At 72.8% G+C, this 18,308-nt stretch carries 16 protein-coding genes; 3 read left to right on the top strand and 13 right to left on the bottom strand.

Going from position 1 to position 18,308, the window contains the following annotated elements; translation table 11 throughout:
* Positions 1-3 precede the first annotated feature (3 nt).
* The 8 genes from EFL26_RS00355 to EFL26_RS00320 all read right to left on the bottom strand — a co-directional run bounded on the left by EFL26_RS00355 (position 4) and on the right by EFL26_RS00320 (position 11,872).
* Positions 4-630: a nucleoside triphosphate pyrophosphohydrolase gene (locus tag EFL26_RS00355; protein WP_148046582.1), complete on the bottom strand. Its 627-nt coding sequence runs from the start codon at positions 628-630 to the stop codon at positions 4-6.
* A gap of 20 nt (positions 631-650) precedes the next feature.
* Positions 651-1,349, bottom strand: a complete 699-nt coding sequence (locus EFL26_RS00350; RefSeq protein ID WP_123220896.1) for a SurA N-terminal domain-containing protein — start codon at positions 1,347-1,349, stop codon at positions 651-653.
* Positions 1,346-5,023: a transcription-repair coupling factor gene (gene mfd, locus EFL26_RS00345; protein ID WP_123220895.1), complete on the bottom strand. Its 3,678-nt coding sequence runs from the start codon at positions 5,021-5,023 to the stop codon at positions 1,346-1,348. The genes EFL26_RS00350 and mfd overlap by 4 nt, the downstream gene beginning before the upstream one ends.
* A gap of 123 nt (positions 5,024-5,146) precedes the next feature.
* Positions 5,147-5,908 carry a lytic murein transglycosylase gene (locus tag EFL26_RS00340; RefSeq protein ID WP_245999916.1) on the bottom strand — a complete coding sequence of 254 codons (762 nt, stop codon included), beginning with the start codon at positions 5,906-5,908 and terminating at the stop codon, positions 5,147-5,149.
* Positions 5,909-5,952: 44 nt separating this feature from the next.
* Positions 5,953-6,354, bottom strand: a complete 402-nt coding sequence (locus EFL26_RS00335) for a VOC family protein (protein ID WP_123220911.1) — start codon at positions 6,352-6,354, stop codon at positions 5,953-5,955.
* A 49-nt stretch (positions 6,355-6,403) separates the two neighbouring features.
* Positions 6,404-8,140: a glycerol-3-phosphate dehydrogenase/oxidase gene (locus EFL26_RS00330; protein ID WP_123220893.1), complete on the bottom strand. Its 1,737-nt coding sequence runs from the start codon at positions 8,138-8,140 to the stop codon at positions 6,404-6,406.
* A 16-nt stretch (positions 8,141-8,156) separates the two neighbouring features.
* Positions 8,157-9,263 (bottom strand): GuaB3 family IMP dehydrogenase-related protein, encoded by a 1,107-nt coding sequence (locus EFL26_RS00325; RefSeq protein ID WP_123220892.1) that lies wholly within the window; start codon positions 9,261-9,263, stop codon positions 8,157-8,159.
* Positions 9,260-11,872: an ATP-binding protein gene (locus EFL26_RS00320; protein ID WP_123220891.1), complete on the bottom strand. Its 2,613-nt coding sequence runs from the start codon at positions 11,870-11,872 to the stop codon at positions 9,260-9,262. The genes EFL26_RS00325 and EFL26_RS00320 overlap by 4 nt, the downstream gene beginning before the upstream one ends.
* Before the next feature lie 55 nt (positions 11,873-11,927).
* Between EFL26_RS00320 and EFL26_RS00315 the strand changes: the two genes are divergently transcribed.
* Positions 11,928-12,314, top strand: a complete 387-nt coding sequence (locus EFL26_RS00315) for a VOC family protein (RefSeq protein ID WP_123220890.1) — start codon at positions 11,928-11,930, stop codon at positions 12,312-12,314.
* Positions 12,315-12,318: 4 nt separating this feature from the next.
* Here the strand turns inward: EFL26_RS00315 and guaB are convergent, their stop codons facing one another.
* Together guaB and EFL26_RS00305 are read right to left on the bottom strand one after the other, a co-directional pair.
* The gene (gene guaB / locus EFL26_RS00310; protein ID WP_123220889.1) at positions 12,319-13,836 is read right to left on the bottom strand and encodes an IMP dehydrogenase; all 1,518 of its coding nucleotides are present in this window, start codon (positions 13,834-13,836) and stop codon (positions 12,319-12,321) included.
* 8 nt (positions 13,837-13,844) lie between these two features.
* Positions 13,845-14,654, bottom strand: a complete 810-nt coding sequence (locus EFL26_RS00305) for a GNAT family N-acetyltransferase (protein WP_123220888.1) — start codon at positions 14,652-14,654, stop codon at positions 13,845-13,847.
* An 89-nt stretch (positions 14,655-14,743) separates the two neighbouring features.
* Between EFL26_RS00305 and EFL26_RS00300 the strand changes: the two genes are divergently transcribed.
* Positions 14,744-15,313 (top strand): protein-L-isoaspartate O-methyltransferase family protein, encoded by a 570-nt coding sequence (locus EFL26_RS00300; protein WP_123220887.1) that lies wholly within the window; start codon positions 14,744-14,746, stop codon positions 15,311-15,313.
* On the opposite strand, the gene EFL26_RS00295 is transcribed toward EFL26_RS00300, so the two are convergent.
* The 3 genes from EFL26_RS00295 to EFL26_RS00285 are packed head-to-tail and all read right to left on the bottom strand — an operon-like array spanning position 15,306 to position 17,535.
* Positions 15,306-16,154, bottom strand: a complete 849-nt coding sequence (locus tag EFL26_RS00295; RefSeq protein WP_123220886.1) for a phosphatase PAP2 family protein — start codon at positions 16,152-16,154, stop codon at positions 15,306-15,308. The genes EFL26_RS00300 and EFL26_RS00295 overlap by 8 nt on opposite strands.
* Positions 16,151-16,915, bottom strand: coding sequence for a VTC domain-containing protein (locus tag EFL26_RS00290; protein ID WP_148046581.1), 765 nt, complete (start codon positions 16,913-16,915; stop codon positions 16,151-16,153). The genes EFL26_RS00295 and EFL26_RS00290 overlap by 4 nt, the downstream gene beginning before the upstream one ends.
* On the bottom strand, positions 16,912-17,535 hold the full coding sequence (locus EFL26_RS00285) for a DUF4956 domain-containing protein (RefSeq protein ID WP_123220884.1): 624 nt from the start codon (positions 17,533-17,535) through the stop codon (positions 16,912-16,914). The genes EFL26_RS00290 and EFL26_RS00285 overlap by 4 nt, the downstream gene beginning before the upstream one ends.
* A 101-nt stretch (positions 17,536-17,636) precedes the next feature.
* Here EFL26_RS00285 and EFL26_RS00280 point away from each other — a divergent pair, with 101 nt between their 5' ends.
* Positions 17,637-18,305, top strand: coding sequence for a response regulator transcription factor (locus EFL26_RS00280; RefSeq protein WP_123220883.1), 669 nt, complete (start codon positions 17,637-17,639; stop codon positions 18,303-18,305).
* The last annotated feature ends 3 nt before the right edge of the window (positions 18,306-18,308 follow it).

Raw genomic sequence — 18,308 nt, 5'->3', positions numbered from 1 at the left:
ACCTCACTCCGGCGCGACACGGCGTACGGCGGCCCGCAGCTCCTGCTCGGGGTCGAGCCCGGCCGAGCGGGCCTCGGCGGCGAGCGCGAGCAACCGGTCGCCGAGGTCGGTCGACTGGGGGTCGAGCGCCGGCGCGGCGCCGGACCGCTCCAGCCGGTCGAGGGCCTTGACCGCCCTCAGCAGGGCGGGCAGCTCCTCGGGCACACCCTCCATCAGGCCGGTGCGCTGCTTCTCCTCGGCCTTGATCCGCTCCCACTGCTCGTTGATCGCCTCGGCCGCCTCGGCCGCCGAGCCGGCCTCGACGCCCGCGTGCTCGGGGTCGAACACGTGCGGGTTGCGCCGGCGCAGCTTGACGACGAGGTCGGCGGCGACGTCGTCGATGTCGAAGCGACCCTCCTCCTCGGCGATCACCGCATGGAAGAGGATCTGGAGCAGCAGGTCTCCGAGCTCCTCACGCAGGTGGGCGTCGTCGCCGGTCTCGATCGCCTCGACCGTCTCGTAGGTCTCCTCGAGGAGGTAGCGCGCCAGAGACCGGTGGGTCTGACCGGCCTTCCAGGCGCACTCGCGCCGGAGCCGGGCCATCACCTCGACGAGCTCGAGGAGTGGCCGGTCGGCGGAGTGCCCGGGCACGGACGGCGTGTCCGTGGCGCTCAGCCGCACCTCTGGTCGGCCGGCAGCGCCGAGACCCAGCTGGAGTCGGGCTGCGCGGACCTGGCCTGCTTGGCGTAGGACGAGACCGCGAGCGACAGCGACGGGTCGGTGCTGCCGGCGACGCCGCGGGCGTCCGCGCCGTACTGCGGGTTGACCTTCACGTCGACGTTCTTGCGGAAGCTCGCCTGGATCTTCGCGACCGCCTGGTCGACCTGGTCCTGGCCGGGCCGGCTCACGCCCTGCTCCGCGAGCTGCTGCTGGGCGAGCGTGTAGACCTGCAGCTGGCCGCGGTAGACGTCCTCGACCATGCTGCGGAAGCGGTCGCGGTCCTTCGCGGCCACCTGGTCGACCACGCGCTCGAACTGCGCCATCACCTGGCGCAGGGTGTCGCGGTCGTAGGTCAGGTGCTCCTTGCTCGCGATCTGACGATTGAGCTCGGTCTCGATCAGCGTGTTGAGCATGCCGGTGCGCACCTGCGCGACCGGGACCGTCTGGACCCCGCCCTGCGCGGCCGCCGCGGGGTTCTGCGCCGCCTTGTCGAGCGTCTCGCACTGCATCCGGCTCAGGAAGTCGACGTCGGAGGTCGATACGGTGCTGTCGCCGACGCGCGCGGCGACGTTGCCGGACTGCGCGCAACCGCTCAGCGCGAGCATCGAGGCTCCGGCAACGGCGATGAGGACCAGGCGGTGGGCCTTCACGGGCGGGTCTCCTGTGTGTCGCTGCTCTGGGGGGACGGCGGCGCGATCACGTCGTCGATCACCCGCGCCGCCCACGCCAACAGCTCGTCGTCGCGCAGGGGCTTGGCCCCGAACGTCGCCGGCTGCGGGCGCGGCACCAGCATCGTACGCACCCCGGCCTTGAGCAGGCTGCCGGGGTAGACGCGGTTCAGGCGCACGGCGCGCGACTCGGGCAGCTCGACCGGCGCGAACCGGATGTACTTGCCCTGGACGGTCACCTCGCCGACCTTGGCGCGACGGCAGGTCGCCCGGAACCGCGCGACCGCGAGCAGCCGCTCGACCGGCGCCGGGGGCTCGCCGTACCGGTCGCGCATCTCCTCGCGGAGCAGGCCGACGTCGTCGGGCTCGCGCACCTCGGCGAGCCGCTTGTACATCTCCAGGCGGAGCCGCTCGCTGGGCACGTAGTCGTGCGGCAGGTGGGCGTCGATCGGGAGCTCGATGCGGACCTCGTCGATCTCGTCGACCTTCCCGTCGGGGCCCTGGCGGAACTCGCTGACCGCCTCGCCGACCAGCCGCACGTAGAGGTCGAAGCCGACGTCGGCGATGTGTCCCGACTGCTCGCCGCCGAGCAGGTTGCCGGCTCCGCGGATCTCGAGGTCCTTCATCGCGATCGCCATGCCGCCGCCGAGGTCGGAGTGCTGGGCCAGGGTGGCGAGCCGTTCGTGCGCGGTCTCGGTCAGCGGCTTGTCGGCCGGGTAGAGGAAGTAGCCGTAGGCGCGCTCGCGGCTGCGGCCCACCCGGCCGCGCAGCTGGTGCAGCTGGCTGAGGCCGAACATGTCGGCCCGCTCGATGATCATCGTGTTCGCGTTGGAGACGTCGATGCCCGACTCCACGATCGTCGTGCAGACCAGCACGTCGAACTGCTTCTCCCAGAAGTCGAGCATCACCTGCTCGAGCTGGTGCTCCCCCATCTGCCCATGAGCCACGGCGACGCGCGCCTCGGGCACCAGCTCGCGGAGGTGGGCGGCTGCCTTCTCGATCGAGCTCACGCGGTTGTGGATGTAGAAGACCTGACCCTCGCGGAGGAGCTCACGACGGATCGCGGCCACGACCTGGCGGTCCTCGTAGGCGCCGACGTAGGTCAGCACCGGGTGGCGCTCCTCGGGCGGGGTCGTGATCGTCGACATCTCGCGGATGCCGGTGATCGCCATCTCGAGCGTGCGTGGGATCGGGGTCGCCGACATCGCCAGCACGTCGACGCTGGTGCGCAGCCGCTTCATCTGCTCCTTGTGCTCGACGCCGAAGCGCTGCTCCTCGTCGACGATGATCAGGCCGAGGTCCTTGAACCTGATGTCGGGGTTGAGCAGCCGGTGGGTGCCGATCACGATGTCGACCGAGCCGTCGGCGAGGCCCGCGATCGTCTGCTGGGCCTCCTTGTCGGTCTGGAACCGCGACAGCGCGCGCAGCTCGACCGGGAAGGCGCTCATCCGCTCGACGAACGTGGAGTAGTGCTGGTTGACCAGCAGGGTCGTCGGCACGAGCACGGCGACCTGCTTGCCCTCCTGGACCGCCTTGAACGCCGCCCGTACGGCGATCTCGGTCTTGCCGTAGCCGACGTCGCCGCAGATCAGCCGGTCCATCGGCACGGTGCGCCGCATGTCCGCCTTGACCTCCTCGACCGTGGTCAGCTGGTCGGGCGTCTCGTGGAACGGGAACGCGTCCTCGAGCTCGCGCTGCCAGGGCGTGTCCGGCCCGAAGGCGTGGCCCTGGGTGGCCTGGCGGGCGGCGTACAGCTTGATCAGCTCGGCCGCGATCTGCCTCACGGCCTTGCGCGCGCGACCCTTGCGCTTGGCCCAGTCGGCACCACCCAGGCGGTCCAGGCTGGGCTGCTCGCCACCGACGTAGCGGGTGACCTGGTCGAGGGAGTCCGCCGGCACGTAGAGCCGGTCGGCGGGCTGGCCGCGCTTGCTCGCGCCGTACTCGAGCACGAGGTACTCGCGCACCGCGCCCTGCACCTCGCGCTGGCGCATCTCGAGGAACCGTCCGACCCCGTGCTGCTCGTGCACCACGTAGTCACCCGGCTTGAGCTCGAGCGGGTCGATCTGCTTCTTGCGGCGCGCCGGCATCTTGCGCATGTCGCGCGTGGAGGCCTTCTGGCCCGAGAGGTCCTCCCCGGTCAGCACCACCAGGCCGGGTCGGCCGAGGACGAGGCCGCGGGTGATGCAGCCCTGGGTCACCTCGACGACGGCCCCGTCGGTGGTCGATCCGCCTCCGGTGGTTGAGCCGCCTCCGGTGGTTGAGCCTGCCGAAACCTCCTCGACCAGCCGGGCTGCGACGTCGTGCTCGGCGAGCACCTCGACGGTGCGCTGCGCGGGGCCATGGCCCTGTTGCACCACCACCACGCGCCGCCCCTCGACGAGGTGCTCGGCGACGTCGCGCACCGCGGTCTCGATGTCGCCGCGGTACGGCTCCACGGCCGTCGCCCCGACGGCGCGGGACTCCACGGCACCGGCCTCCACGTCGACCCCGGCGCTGACCACCTCGCCGAGCGAGTCACGCAGCGGCGCGCGCTCCGCGTCGTCCTCCTCCGGGCCGGCCAGCCCGAACGGAGTGATCCCCCACCAGGCCTTGCCCTGCTCCAGCGCGGTCGCGCGTACGTCGGCCAGCGACCGCAGCGACGCCGACCCGAGGTCCACGGGAGCCGTGCCACCGGACGCGGCGGCCGCCCAGCTCGCACCCAGGAACTCCTCGCTGGTCGCGACCAGGTCGTGGGCGCGCGTGCGCACCCGTTCGGGGTCGAGCAGCAGCACGTGGGTCTCCCGCGGCAGCAGGTCGATCAGCAGCTCCATCTCGTCCACCAGCGCGGGGGTCAGCGACTCCATGCCCTCGACCGCGATGCCCTCGGCGAGCTTGTCGGTGATCTCGGCGAGCTCCGGGTGCTGCTCGCCCAGGGCGGCGGCGCGGCGGCGTACCTCGTCGGTGAGCAGCAGCTCGCGGCAGGGCGGCGCCCAGAGCCGGTCGACCTTGTCCAGCGTGCGCTGGTCGGCGACCGCGAACGCCCTGATCTCGTCGACCTCGTCACCGAAGAACTCCACGCGCAGCGGGTGCTCCTCCGTCGGCGGGAACACGTCGACGATGCCACCGCGCACGGCGAACTCGCCGCGCTTCTCGACCAGGTCCACGCGCGTGTACGCCGCCCCGACCAGCCCGCGGACCAGGTCGTCGAGCTCGACCTCCTGGCCGGTGACCAGCTCGACCGGCTCGAGGTCGGCGAGCCCCTTGACCTGCGGCTGCAGCACCGAGCGGACCGGAGCGACCACGACCTGCAACGGGCCGGTCGCCGGGTCGGCGCCCGGGTGCACGAGCCGGCGCAGGATCGCCAGCCGCCGGCCGACGGTGTCGCTGCGCGGGCTGAGCCGCTCGTGGGGCAGCGTCTCCCACGCCGGGAAGAGGGCCAGCGAGGTCGGGTCGACGACGTCGGCGAGCTCCTCGACGAGGTCCTCGGCCTCCCGCACCGTGGCCGTCACCACGAGCACCGTGCGCCCGGTGCGGGCCAGGCCCGCCACCACGAACGGCCGGAGCCCGGCCGGCCCGGTCAGGTCGAGGGCAGGGACGCGGTTGTCACGCGCATCGGCGAGCGCGCCGGCGAGGGTCGGCTCGGAGAGGACGGCATCGGCGAGGCCGGCGAGACGCAACGAGTGCTCCTGGGCAGTGGCGGGACAACGCGGACAGCCCCCACTCAGGAACGAGAGGGGGTGACCCGATCGACCTTACCTCGGCAGGCCGACACCCCGGCGCCCCCGAGTCGCATGCCCGGGTCAGCGGGCCCGGGCGGCGTAGCTGTTCGCGGCCGCGGCGACGCGGGCGACGTAGTCGGCGTCGTGGTTGTAGGAGTTCGTCGCGGCGTTCCAGCCCCCGTCGCTGGTCAGCACGTGGCCGTCGGCGCAGAGGTAACGAGCGGCGGCCAGGGCCGCATCGTCGAGGTCGTTCGGGTCGGCGACACCGTCGCCGTCGCCATCCGCGCCCCAGCGCGCCCAGGTCGACGCGAGGAACTGCAGCGGGCCGACGGCGTGCTCCCACACCCGGTCGCCGTGCCAGGCCGCGGAGGCGGGGGTCGAGTGGATCGCCGCGAAGCCGCCGGACCCGTCGAGCGCCGGGCCGAGGACCGGCTGCGACGACCGGCCGTCCGCGCCGAGCGTGCGACCGCCCACCGTGCCGTGCTGCGACTCGACCCAGCCGATGCCGGCCAGCGTGTTCCAGCCGAGGCGACAGCCCGGCTGCTCACCCCGCAGGACGAGCTCGGCGCCGGCGTACGCGCGCAGGGCGGGGAGGGGGATGCCGGCCGCGGCCGCCGTGCGCGCCAGCCACGCGGGGTCGACCAGAGGGCGACCGGCCGAGCGCGACGGGTCGACGGTGCGGGCCGGAGCCGGTGCGACCGTCACAGAGGGCTGGGTGAGCTCCGGGTCGGGTGCCCCGGCCTCGACCGGGCCGCCGACGCGCAGCACGGCGAGCGCGAGCAGGCCGAGCAGCGCGCAGCACGCGGCGACCACCGCGACCACGACCCGCACCGACGACCTCACGGTCACGATGGTCGCGGGTGTCGGACGGGCACGCCGGGAGCGTCCTAGGACTGGACGGCCGCGAGCTCGGCCTCGCCGCGCAGGATGCAGAACTCGTTGCCCTCCGGGTCGGCGAGCGTCACCCAGCCGGTGCCGGGTCCGTGGATGTCGCGATGGTCCTCGAACAGGGTCGCCCCGAGACCGAGGACCCACGCGACCTCCTCGTCGCGGGTGCGCTCGGTGGGCCGCAGGTCGAAGTGCATCCGGTTCTTGACCTGCTTCACGTCCGGCACCTCGATGAACAGCACCCGGTGGCCGCCGTCCGGCCTCTGGATCATGCACTCCACGTGCCCCGGCTCGTTGGGGTCGTCGGGCAGGTCGACGTACCCGAGCACCTGCTTCCACCACTCGGAGAGCTGGTAGGCGTGGGCGCAGTCGACGGCGGTGTGCGAGATGAAGGAGGTCACGCCCCGCACCTTGCCGAGCGGACGCCGCGCGCGCACCTCGTTTTCGCGGTCAGACGGCCCAGGGACCTTCGGGCGCCTGGACCCGGGCCTCGTCGGCCTCCTGGTCGGTCAGCTTCTCCTGACTCTGCCGCTCGGCCTCGACCCGCCTGAGGTAGTGATCCACCTCTTCGTCGATGCGGGCCGAGTCCCAGCCGAGGACCGGCGCCATCAGCTCGGCCACCTGCCGGGCGCAGAGCACGCCGCGGTCGAAGGTCTCGATCGAGATGCGCGTACGCCGGGTCAGGACGTCGTCGAGGTGGCGGGCCCCCTCGTGCGTGACGGCGTAGACGATCTCGCCGCAGAGGTAGTCGGGCGCGTGGACCAGCGGCTCGGCCAGCTCGGGCCGGTCGATGAGCAGCGGCAGGATCTCGTCGACCAGGCCGCCGTAGCGGCCGAGCAGGTGGTCGATCCAGCCGATGTCGAGGCCCGACGTGCGGGCCAGCGCCACCCGCTGGTTGGTCCGGGTCTCGAAGCCCTGGGCGCCCAGGAGGGGCACCCGGTCGGTGATGCTCGGCCCGGGATCACCCACCGTGCGGCGCAGCGTGCGCGCGGCCATGTCGACGGCGTCGCGCGCCATCACGCGGTACGTCGTCAGCTTGCCGCCGGCGATCAGCACGAGACCGGGCACCGGCGCGACCACCGTGTGCTCGCGGGAGATCTTCGAGGTGGCCTCGACCTCGCCCTTGAGCAGCGGTCGCAGGCCGGCGTACACGCCCTCGACGTCGTCGTGGTCGAGCGGTGTGCGCAGCAGGGTGTTGACGTGGCCGAGCACGTAGTCGATGTCGGCCTTCGACGCCGCCGGGTGCGCGAGGTCGAGCTGCCAGGGCGTGTCGGTGGTGCCGATGATCCAGTGTCGGCCCCACGGGATCACGAACAGCACCGACTTCTCGGTCTTGGTGATGAAGCCCGTCTCCGACCGGATCCGGTCGCGGGGCACGACCAGGTGGATGCCCTTGCTGGCCTCGACGTGCAGGGCGCCCTTGCCGCCGACCATCTCCTGGATCTCGTCCGTCCAGACCCCGGCCGCGTTGATCACGACCCGTGCCCGCACCTCGAGGTCCACGTCGTTCTCCAGGTCACGGGCGCGCACGCCCACGACGCGGTCGCCCTCGCGCAGGAAGCCGGTGACCCGGACGCGCGAGGCCAGGTGGGCGCCGTACGACGCCGCGGTGCGGGCGATCGTCACGACGAGGCGGGCGTCGTCGACCTGGCAGTCGTAGTAGCGGATCGCTCCCGCGAGCTCGTCGGTGCGGAGGTCGGGCGCCATCCGTGCGATCTGCCGGCGGAAGAGGTGCTTGTGCCTGGGCACGCCCATGTCGTACTTGCCGGCCATGGCCATGGCGTCGTAGAGCGCGACGCCGGCGCCGACGTACGGGCGCTCCCAGGTGTGGTGCAGCGGGTAGAGGAACGGCACGGGTCGCACGAGGTGGGGCGCGAGCCGGGTGAGCAGCAGACCGCGCTCCTGCAGGGCCTCACGGACCAGCCCGAAGTCGAACATCTCCAGGTAGCGCAGGCCGCCGTGGACGAGCTTGCTGCTGCGGCTGCTGGTGCCGCTGGCGTAGTCGCGCTGCTCCAGCACGGCGGTCGAGAGCCCGCGGGAGACGGCGTCGAGCGCCGCGCCCGCGCCGACCACGCCGGCACCGACCACCAGCACGTCCAGCGGCGTGCCGCCGGGCGCTGACGTGGCCGACATCGCCGCCAGGGCCTGGGCGCGCTGGGCAGGGCCCAGGTCGGTCGCGATGCTCATCGAGGTGACGACGCGGTCACTGGACGACGACCTCGATCCGCTGGAACTCCTTGAGCTCGGTGTAGCCGGTGGTGGCCATCGCCCGGCGCAGCGCCCCGACGAGGTTCATGGTGCCGTCGGCGACGCGCGAGGGGCCGAAGAGGATCTCCTCGAGCGTCCCGACGCTGCCGATCTCGACCCGCTCGCCGCGCGGGAGCTCGGTGTGGTGGGCCTCGGCCCCCCAGTGGTAGCCACGGCCGGGTGCGTCGGTCGCACGGGCGAGCGGGCTTCCGATCATCACCGCGTCGGCCCCGCACGCGATCGCCTTCGCGATGTCGCCGCTCTTGCCGATCGAGCCGTCGGCGATCACGTGCACGTAGCGACCACCCGACTCGTCCATGTAGTCGCGCCGCGCGGCGGCGACGTCGGCGACCGCGCTGGCCATCGGCACGGCGACGCCGAGCACCGTGCGGGTGGTGTGGGCGGCGCCGCCACCGAAGCCGACGAGCACCCCGGCGGCGCCGGTGCGCATGAGGTGCAGCGCGGCCTGGTACGTCGCACACCCGCCGACGATCACCGGGACGTCGAGCTCGTAGATGAACTCCTTGAGGTTCAGCGGCTCGGCCTGGCCCGAGACGTGCTCGGCGCTGACCGTGGTGCCGCGGATCACGAACATGTCGACGCCCGCGTCCACGACCGTCTTCGCGAACTCCTTGGTCCGCTGCGGCGAGAGCGCGCCCGCGACGGTCACCCCGGCGGCGCGCACCTGCTTGACCCGCTCGGTGATCAGCTCGGCCTTGATCGGCTCGGCGTACACCTCCTGCATCCGGCGGACCGCGTCGTCCGACTCGAGCTCGGCGATGCCGGCGAGCAGGTCGGTCGGGTCGTCGTACCGGGTCCAGAGCCCCTCGAGGTTGAGCACCCCGAGGCCGCCGTGGCGGCCGAACGCGATCGCAGTCTCCGGCGACATCACGGAGTCCATCGGCGCCGCCAGGATCGGGAGCTCGAAGCGGTAGGCGTCGATCTGCCAGGCGGTGGACACCTCCTCGGGGTCACGGGTCCGGCGACTCGGCACGATGGCGATGTCGTCGAAGGAGTAAGCCCGGCGGCCGCGCTTGGCGCGCCCGATCTCGATCTCGGTCACCGGCCAAGGGTATCGGCCGCGCGCGCCGCGGCGTCGCGACGGTTGTCGACCCCCAGCTTGCGAAGCACGGCCGACACGTGGTGGTCGACGGTCCGCTGCGAGAGGAACGCCCGAGCCGCGATCTCCGCGTTGCTCAGCCCCTCGGCGAGCAGGGCCAGGATCTCCGCCTCCCGGGGGGTGAGCCCGTACGGGTGGTCGACGGTCCTCGGCCGTGGCCCGCGAGGCAGACCGCGCACGCCTCGGTCGCGAAGCTCGCGGCTGGCGAGGTCCGCGGCGGCACCGGCGCCCAGCTCGCGGAGCAGCGCGACGCCTCCCCTGGCCAGGTCGGGCCGTGCGTCGATCAGCGCCCAGGCGCGCTCGTAGGGCTGGCCGAGCTCCTCCCAGGCTGCGGCGGCGTCCTCGAAGCGGCCGGTGAGCTCCAGCAGGTACGGCGCGGCGACCCCGGTCTCCGGGACGTCGTCCTCGACACCGGCCCGACGGCGCACGACCAGGAGCGCGCCGGCCAGCCAGCTGTCACCCAGCTCGAGGCACGCCGCCAGGAGGTCCCCGGTCTCCGCGGCGACCTCGTCCGATCGCCCCTCGAGGAGGAACACCTCCGCGCGGGCCGCGGCAACGGGAGCCAACCGCTGCAGCTCGTCGGCTCGCCGCGCGTGCGCGCGGGCACTGTCCAGCAACGGCCACGCCCCGGGCTCACCTCGCCGGGCATGCACCAGGCCGAGCACCGTGGCCGGCTGGATCCGGCTGGGCAGGGCAGCCCGCGGGTTCGTGAGCACGGTGGCGCAGTCCGCGGCGGCGCGCTGGTAGTCGCCCCGGTCGAGGTGCATCCGCGAGCGCCACCCGGTCATGTAGAGCCGCCACGAGTCGAGATCGTGGTCGCGGCAGTAGTCGATGCCTCGGTCCAGGACCTCCGCGGCCCGGTCCAGGAGGTGCAGCTCGGTGAAGCTGGCGCCGAGGTTCGTGAACGCACGCGCTGCGTGCTCCTCGAGGCCGCCCTCGAGCGCGGCGGCCAGACTGCGCTCGAGCAGCTCGGCACCGTCCAGCCGTCCGACCAGGAGCTCGGCCGTGCCCGCGTTGTTCTGGGCGTGGACCACGATCTCGGTCTCGCCGAGGTCCTCGGCGAGACACCGCGCACGATCACTCCAGGACAGCGCACCGGGGGCGTCATGGGCCAGCATCCGCAGCTGGGCCATGTTGCTGTAGGCCATCGCGAGCTCGCGGCCCGGGGCCAGGCCGCCGAGGATCCGCACCGCTGCCTCCGCTTCTCGCTCGGCGGTCTCGCGGTCGGCGCGGAACCAGGCCAGCCGCGAGAGCCATCGCCGCGTGTCGCCCTCGCCCAGCCGGTCGCCGGTCTGCAGGTGCAGGCCGAGGAGCCGCTGGCGAGAGGCGAACGCCTCGTCGATGCGGTCGGTCAGGTAGCACTCGTACGCGTGCCGCTCGAGCAGTCGCGCCATCAGGTCGCCCGACACCGCCTCGGGCGCCGCCGTCGCCCGGTCCAGGGCGAGGGCGAACTGGTCGGCCGCCTCCCGGTGTGCCCTCAGCTCCGCTGCCCGCTCGCCCGCCATCGGCGCGTAGGTGAGCACGGCCGCGGTGTCTCCGGCGCCGTCGGCGTGGTGGGCGAGTCGGGCCGGGTCGACGGCGGGCGCGTGGCCGACCATCGCCGCGAGCGCCGCCGCATGGAGCCGGGCCCGGGTCGCGGGCGGCAGCGACTCCTCGACGCTCACCCGGGCGATCTCGTGGCGGAACCGGACGCCCTCGCCGTCCGGGACGAGCATCCCCGAGGCCAGGCACGCCTCCATCTCGGCGTACGCCGGCCCCGCGACGCGCTCGAGCAACCAGGGCTCCACCCGTCCGGGGAAGACGGCCGTCGCGTCGAGCAGCTCGCCGGCCGGGCCACTCATCCGGGCACGGCGGGCCAGCACCGCGTCGCGGACCGTGTCCGGCACCGTCTGCTCACCGGCCGCCAGCACCTCGCTGACGAAGAACGGGTTGCCGGCAGTGAGCTCGTGCAGCGCGGACGCGTCGGTCACCGCGCCTCCGGCGAGCTCCCCCACCCCGGCGAGGGAGAGTGCCGGGACCGTCAGCCGGAGCACGGCGCGCTCGGTGGCCAGCTCGCCGAGCAGCGTCCGCACGGGGTGGGCGCGGCCGACCTCGTCGTCGCGGTAGCTGGCCAGCACCAGCGCCGGCAGCCGGTGCAGGCGCCGGCCGACGACCCGGAGGAAGTCGAGGGTGGCCTCGTCGGCCCAGTGCACGTCCTCGAAGACGAGGACCGCCGGCCCGTCCGTGGGCAGCTGCGTTGTCAGGGCGGCCACGAGATCGACCGACGAGCCTCCGGCCGCGACCTGCTCCTCGAACCGGCCGCCGAGCTGGGCGGCGATGTCGAGCACCGCACCGAGCGCGCGCGGCGCGTGGAACGGCTCGGCCCTTCCGCTCGTCGCGGGAGCACGGGAGGCCGTCACGAAGTGGTCGAGGAGAGCTGTCTTGCCGGCGCCCGCCTCTCCGCCGACGAACACCATCCGGCCCGCGCCGTCACGACGTACGGCGGCCAGGTGGTCGGCGAGCTCGGCCAGCTGCGCTGATCGCTCCACCAGCCGCGGGCCCACGGCAGTCATCCGAGGATGATTCCACGAGGGGTTCCGCGGAGACCACCATGAAAGGGTGAGTGCCGTGGACGGGATCAGAGGCTTGACCGGATGGGTCGGGACGGTCCTCTCGGCCCGCGACCCGGGGGCGCTCGCGCGGTTCTACAGCGAGCTGCTCGGCTGGGAGGTCGCCCGCGAGTCGGCCGACTGGGTGACCATCAGGATGCCGGGCACGACCCACTACCTGGCGTTCGCGATCGACGACCACCACGAGGCGCCGGCGTGGCCGTCGCGGCCCGGTGAGCCGACGATGCAGCTGCACCTGGACCTCGGGGTGACCGACGTCGATGCCGCCGTCGAGGACGCGATCGCCCTCGGCGCCACCGTTGCGTCGTACCAGCCGCAGGAGGACGTCCGGGTCATGCTCGACCCGGCGGGCCACCCGTTCTGCCTGTACGCCGACGAGCCCTGAGCCGTCAGCGACCGGTGTAGTTCGGTGCCTCCACCGTCATCTGCACGTCGTGCGGGTGGCTCTCGGTCAGCGAGGCGGAGGTGATCCGGACGAACTGGCCCTTCTCCTGCAGCTCCGGGACCGTGCGCGCGCCGACGTAGAACATCGACTGGTTGAGCCCGCCGATCAGCTGGTGGGTGACCGCGGAGAGCGGACCCCGGTAGGCGACCTGGCCCTCGATGCCCTCCGGCACGATCTTGTCGTCGCTGGTCACCTCGGCCTGGAAGTAGCGGTCCTTGGAGTAGGACTTCTTGCCCCGGCTCGACATCGCGGCGAGCGAGCCCATGCCCCGGTAGGACTTGTACTGCTTGCCGTTGACGAAGACGAGGTCGCCGGGGCTCTCCTCGCAGCCGGCGAGCAGGGACCCGACCATCACCGAGTCGGCGCCGGCGACGATCGCCTTGGCGATCTCGCCGGAGTGCTTCAGGCCCCCGTCGGCGATCACCGGTACGCCGGCGGGCCGGCAGGCCAGCGACGCCTCGTGCACCGCGGTGACCTGCGGCGCGCCCACACCGGTGACGACGCGGGTCGTGCAGATCGAGCCCGGCCCGACCCCGACCTTGACCGCGTCGGCGCCGACGTCGATGAAGGCCTGGGCGCCGGCGCGGGTGGCGACGTTGCCGCCGATCACCTGCACGTGCTTCGTCGCGGGGTCGGTCTTGAGCCGCTCGACCATCTCCAGGAGCAGCCGCACGTGCCCGTGCGCGGTGTCGGCGACGAGCACGTCGACCCCGGCCTCGATCAGCGTGGTGGCCCGCTGCCAGGCGTCGCCGAAGTAGCCGATCGCGGCGCCGACCATCAGCCGCCCGGCGGCGTCCTTGGAGGCGTTCGGGAACTGCTCGGACTTCACGAAGTCCTTGACCGTGATCAGGCCGGCGAGGCGGCCGTCGGGGTCGACGATCGGGAGCCGCTCGCGCTTGTGCTGGCGCAGCAGCGCGGTGGCGTCCTCACGGGAGATACCGACCGGGGCCGTGATCAACGGCATCGGGGTCATCACCTCGTCCACCTTCGTCGTGGCCCACTCGGCGACGGGGGTGAACCGGAGGTCGCGGTTGGTGATGATGCCCAGCAGGCGGTTGTCCACGTCGACCACGGGAAGGCCGGAGACGCGGTACTCGCCGCAGGTCTGGTCGAGCTCCTCCAGGGTGGCGTCCGGCCCGATCGTGATCGGGTTCGAGATCATCCCGGTCTGCGTGCGCTTGACCAGGTCGACCTGGTAGGCCTGGTCCTCGATCGAGAGGTTGCGGTGCAGCACGCCGATGCCGCCCTGCCGGGCCATCGCGATCGCCATCCGGGACTCGGTGACCGTGTCCATCGCGGCGCTGACCAGCGGCACCTTGATCGAGATCTCGCGCGTCAGCCTCGTGGTGGTGTCGATCTCGTTGGGGTTGAGGTCGGAGTACCCGGGGACGAGCAGGACGTCGTCGTAGGTGAGGCCGAGGGCGGCGAACTTCGACGGGACGTCGGTGGGGCCGGAGGTCATGCTCCAGTCTAACGACCGACGAGGTCACCGATCGGACGCACCCCGGCGAGGCTCACGTGCACGCTGAGCCCGTGCTCGGTGAGCCGGATCCGGCCACGCATCCCGGAGGCGGCGAGAACCGGTACGACGCCCTCCTCGCTGGCCGGGGCGAGCAGCACCATCTCGGTGGCGCCCTGGGTGACCGCGAGGCCGCTGAGCTTGCGGAGCAGCTGGCGACCGATGCCGAGCCGGCGCCACGCGGGAGCGACCTCCAGACCGGCCTCGACGGCGGTGTCGACGACGGCGTGCAGCGTGGCGGCGCCGACCACGTGCTGGCCGATCCGGGCGACGACGCCCGTCTCGGAGACGTCGTACTCCACCACGGACGTCGGAGCCGAGGCCGGAGGCGGTGCGCACCCTTCGGCAGCGGTGGACCGCCCCCGGTCGGCTATCTCGGTGAGGACCTCGGCGCGGACCTGCTCGGTGGCAGACCAGGAGACTCGCGGACCGAGCAGACCCGTCAGCGCGGAGGGAAGGCTGTCGGGGTCCTCCATCACCGTCTTGGCGGCGCGCAACCACGCCGTCGGCTGGTCGACAAGGTCGTGAGTGGCGCAGGGGACGACGCTCACCTCGTCTCCTCCCGCGCCACTCACGAGCTCCACGACCGCTGCAGCCGTCCAGGCATCGGGTGTCTCGACGACGAGGTCGTCGGTCACCGCTCCCAGCTCCGGATAGATCTGCAGCGCCAGGATGTTCACCTTGGCGTCGCCGCAATGCTGGGCCAGCCGCGCGAGGGCGCCCGGCGAGTCGGCGAGCCTGGTGCGTACCCGGTAGAACATGCGGCGAGTCTGGCGGGCACGTGTTGCTGGTCGGCTGCCGCTGCGTTACGCACAGATCAACAAGGGCTCACACGTGGAAGACTCGGGGCATGGACCCGCACCAGGACAGGGTCTCTGCGGCGTTCGGCGCCGTTCCCCGGGAAGAGTTCCTGCCGGCCGGCTACCGCGCCGAGGCGTCGTACGACGGCCCGATCCCGATCGGCCACGGTCAGACGAACTCCCAGCCCGCGACGGTGGCGGCGATGCTGCGGCTGCTCGAGGTCGAGCCCGGGCAGCGGGTCCTCGACGTCGGGGCCGGCTCGGGCTGGACGACGGCGCTGCTCGCCCACCTGGTCGGTCCGACCGGGCTCGTGGTCGGCGTCGAGCTGGTGCCCGAGCTGGCCGCGTGGGGCGAGCAGAACGTACGCCGCACGTCGGGCGCCTGGGCGTCGGTGCGCGAGGCGACACCGGGCGTGCTCGGCGTCCCCGAGCTGGCGCCCTACGACCGGATCCTGGTGTCCGCCGAGGCGGGCAGGCTGCCGACGGCCCTCCTCGACCAGCTCGGCGACCCCGGCCGCATGGTGGTGCCCGTGGCCGGGGTGATGACCGTCGTGGAGCGTGCCGGGGGCGAGGACCGGACCGGCCTGCACGGCCACTACCGGTTCGTGCCGCTCAGGTGAGCGATGCCGGGTCGACCCCTTCCCGGGTCACGAGGAAGTAGTCGCCGATGAGGTCGCCGAGGAGTGCGCCCCCGGCGATGTCACCGGGGAAGTGCCCGGCCATGTACACCCGGGAGTAGTCGATCTCGTCCTCCAGGTAGCGGTACTGCGCGTCCAGCCGTGGCTGCAGGCCGCCCAGGAGGGTCTCGGAGGCCGCGCCGGCGGCGGCGTGACGCGAGGGGTACGAGCACGGGCACTTCTGGCCCGGCGTGACCTTGTGGTCGGTGCGCAGCGAGGGCTGGCGCACGTACGGCGCGGAGGAGCCGAACCGCGTGCCCAGCGTGTCCGCCAGGTTCTTGGCCATCGAGAGCAGGGCCTTCTCGTCGGCCTTCAGGGACTTCGCGGCGGACGGGGTCAGCCACTCGCGCTGGTCGTGGGCGTAGAGCTTCCAGACGTCCTTCTTGCCGTGGGTCTCCAGCCAGGTCGCGGCGTGCACGCCGGCCGAGGTGCGCTGACGGTCGAGCGCCACCACCTGCGGCATCTGGTCGGCGAGGTTCGCCGGCGGCGGCGGGAAGCCGGCCTCGACCCACTGCACGAACGCACGGTCGTCGGGCCGGGTGCCGTGGCTCGCCACCCAGGCCTGGATGCGCGCCGCGGCCGGCGGACGCTGCCGAGCGACGATCCGGTCGATCCGTGCGGTGTCGGCGACGGGGAACAGCGTGGGGGGCGGGTCGGCGGCGATCACGTCGGCGGTCGACGGGTTCGCCGAGCCGTGCCTGGACGGCAGCAGGAGCCCGGTCACGACGGAGGCGACGGCGAGGACCGCGACGACCGCGACCCGCGGATTGACGCGCCGGATCACGCGACCTCCCGCACGTGCAGCTCGCGGCCGACGAGGCGGCGGATGTCGTTGTCCGCGATCCCCGACTCGGTGAGGGAGACCGAGGCGACGTACTTGCTGAACGAGCGCGGTCGCTGGCCGAGGTCGCGCAGCAGCGTGTCCGCGGGCCCGGGCACCATGCCGCCCTTGGTCTCGACGATCACGTGCCCGTGGTCCAGCTCGACGACCCGGCCGTTGCGCTCGCAGCGGACACCGTGGTCGATCGTCGCTCGGTGGCCTGCCCCGGGCGCGGCGAGCGTGGCGCGGCGGTAGCCGACGTCCACGACGGGACCGACCGGGCCGACGTCGACGAACCCCGCCTCCTCGAGCTGCTGCCCGAGGAAGGCACGGCCCCGGTCGCTGACCCGGCCGTGGTCGTCGACGTCGATCTGGTGGAAGTACTTCCGGGTGAGCCCGGAGCCGTCCTGGACCTTCACCTCGAGGCGGGCCAGCGCATCCTCCACGTACAGGCGGCTGCGGAACTTCCACCGCCGGCGCCGGCGCTGCACGTGCGCGCGACAGGTGAGCAGGTCGTCGGTGTCGAAGTAGGTGCTCCGGTACGACGTCCAGCGGCGGCCGTCGATCTCCAGCACCCGGAACTCCTCGGGCAGGCCGTCGACGAACTCCTGGGCGGCCTCGAGCGGCACGATGTACTTGCGGTCGACCCGCACCGTGGCCGGGGCCTCGGCGAGCACCTCGGGCAGGCCCACGGGAGCGCGACGTCCCATGTCCAGCGGCGTCACGGGGCCACCTCCCCGGCGGGCTGCACGGTCCCGTCCGACGCAGCCGCGGCCGCGTCGGCCCAGCTGGTCCACGCCGCCTCGACCTCGTGGCGCACCGCGACCACGGTCGTCTCCCGGACGAAGTCCACCTGCTCGACCACGACCGCGATCGGCTCGCGGCCGAGGCGCTGGGCGACCTCGCGGCGCACGTCCTCGGTCGCGGTGACGGCGCAGTCGAGGGTCATCCGCAGGACCCGGGTCTGGGGGCGGCTGCCGCTGTCGTCGACCAGCCAGAGCGCGGCCAGGACGACCGCGTCGAGCACCACCGCCAGGAGCACGTGCTTCTCGGGGAGGGCGTTGACGAGGGCCAGGACCAGCGCCGAGAACGTGTAGGCCATGTCCTTGTTGGTGAACGCCACGCTGCGCAGCCGGACCAGGCTGAGCAGGCCGAACAAACCGAAGCCGACCCCGACCGGGAAGTGCCCGGAGCCGATCGCGACGACCGCGGAGAACAGCCCGATGTTGAGGGTCACGAAGACCATCGTCATCTCGGGCGCGGCGAGCCGGCGTCGGTACAGCCACCCCACCAGGACCAGGAGAGCCAGGACGTCGAGTCCCAGACCGACCAGGGTCGTTGCCATCCGTTCCTCCTCGTGCGTCACCGAGACGTGGGTCGAGGCTATGAACGGAACATGACGAGAGACTGAACGACCGCCTGCGCACCCGTCCCTACACTCGAGGCGTGCGCGTGGTGGTGGTCGACGACCAGGTCCGGATGGTCGAGCTGGTCACCGGCTACCTCGCGGAGCGCGGCATCGAGGCGATCGGCTGCTTCGACGGGGAGAGCGGTCTGGCCACGATCGACACCGAGCGACCCGACGCCGTCGTGCTCGACCTGATGCTGCCGATGATGAGCGGCACCGGCGTCTGCAAGGCACTGCGGGCCGCCGGCAACGACGTACCGATCCTCATGCTGACCGCACGCGGTGAGGTGAGCGAGCGGGTCGCCGGCCTCGAGGCGGGTGCGGACGACTACCTCGTGAAGCCGTTCGCGCTCGACGAGCTGCACGCCCGGCTGCGGGCGATCGCGCGGCGGCGAGAGGCGTCCGACACCCGGCTGGTCGCCGGCGACGTGGTGGTCGAGACCGACACCCGCCGGGTGCTCGTCGGCGGCGTGGAGGTCGCGTTCGCCCGTCGTGAGTTCGACCTGCTGGCGACGCTGATGGACCCGCCGGGACGCGTGGTCTCCCGACAGCGCCTGTACGACGAGGTGTGGGACGGCGAGGCCGACCTGCGCAGCAACGCGCTGGAGGTCTACGTGTCCCGGGTCCGCAGCCACCTGAAGGGCTCGGCCGACGTCTCGATCACGACGATGCGGGGCATCGGCTACCGGCTCGACGTCCGCCGGTGACGC

It is taken from the genome of Nocardioides pocheonensis (assembly GCF_003725535.1).
GTDB lineage: Bacteria > Actinomycetota > Actinomycetes > Propionibacteriales > Nocardioidaceae > Marmoricola > Marmoricola pocheonensis.
The sequence above is the reverse complement of the archived record's forward strand: the minus strand, read 5'-3'. Positions and strand labels throughout refer to the sequence as shown.

What these genes read in the sequence shown, in the direction of transcription:
- EFL26_RS00300 (WP_123220887.1), top strand. Translation starts at nt 14,744, where the DNA reads ATGGACCCGCACCAGGACAGGGTCTCTGCGGCGTTCGGCGCCGTTCCC.
- EFL26_RS00285 (WP_123220884.1), bottom strand. Translation starts at nt 17,535, where the DNA reads ATGGCAACGACCCTGGTCGGTCTGGGACTCGACGTCCTGGCTCTCCTG.
- EFL26_RS00305 (WP_123220888.1), bottom strand. Translation starts at nt 14,654, where the DNA reads ATGTTCTACCGGGTACGCACCAGGCTCGCCGACTCGCCGGGCGCCCTC.
- EFL26_RS00330 (WP_123220893.1), bottom strand. Translation starts at nt 8,140, where the DNA reads ATGAGCATCGCGACCGACCTGGGCCCTGCCCAGCGCGCCCAGGCCCTG.
- EFL26_RS00320 (WP_123220891.1), bottom strand. Translation starts at nt 11,872, where the DNA reads ATGACTGCCGTGGGCCCGCGGCTGGTGGAGCGATCAGCGCAGCTGGCC.
- guaB (WP_123220889.1), bottom strand. Translation starts at nt 13,836, where the DNA reads ATGACCTCCGGCCCCACCGACGTCCCGTCGAAGTTCGCCGCCCTCGGC.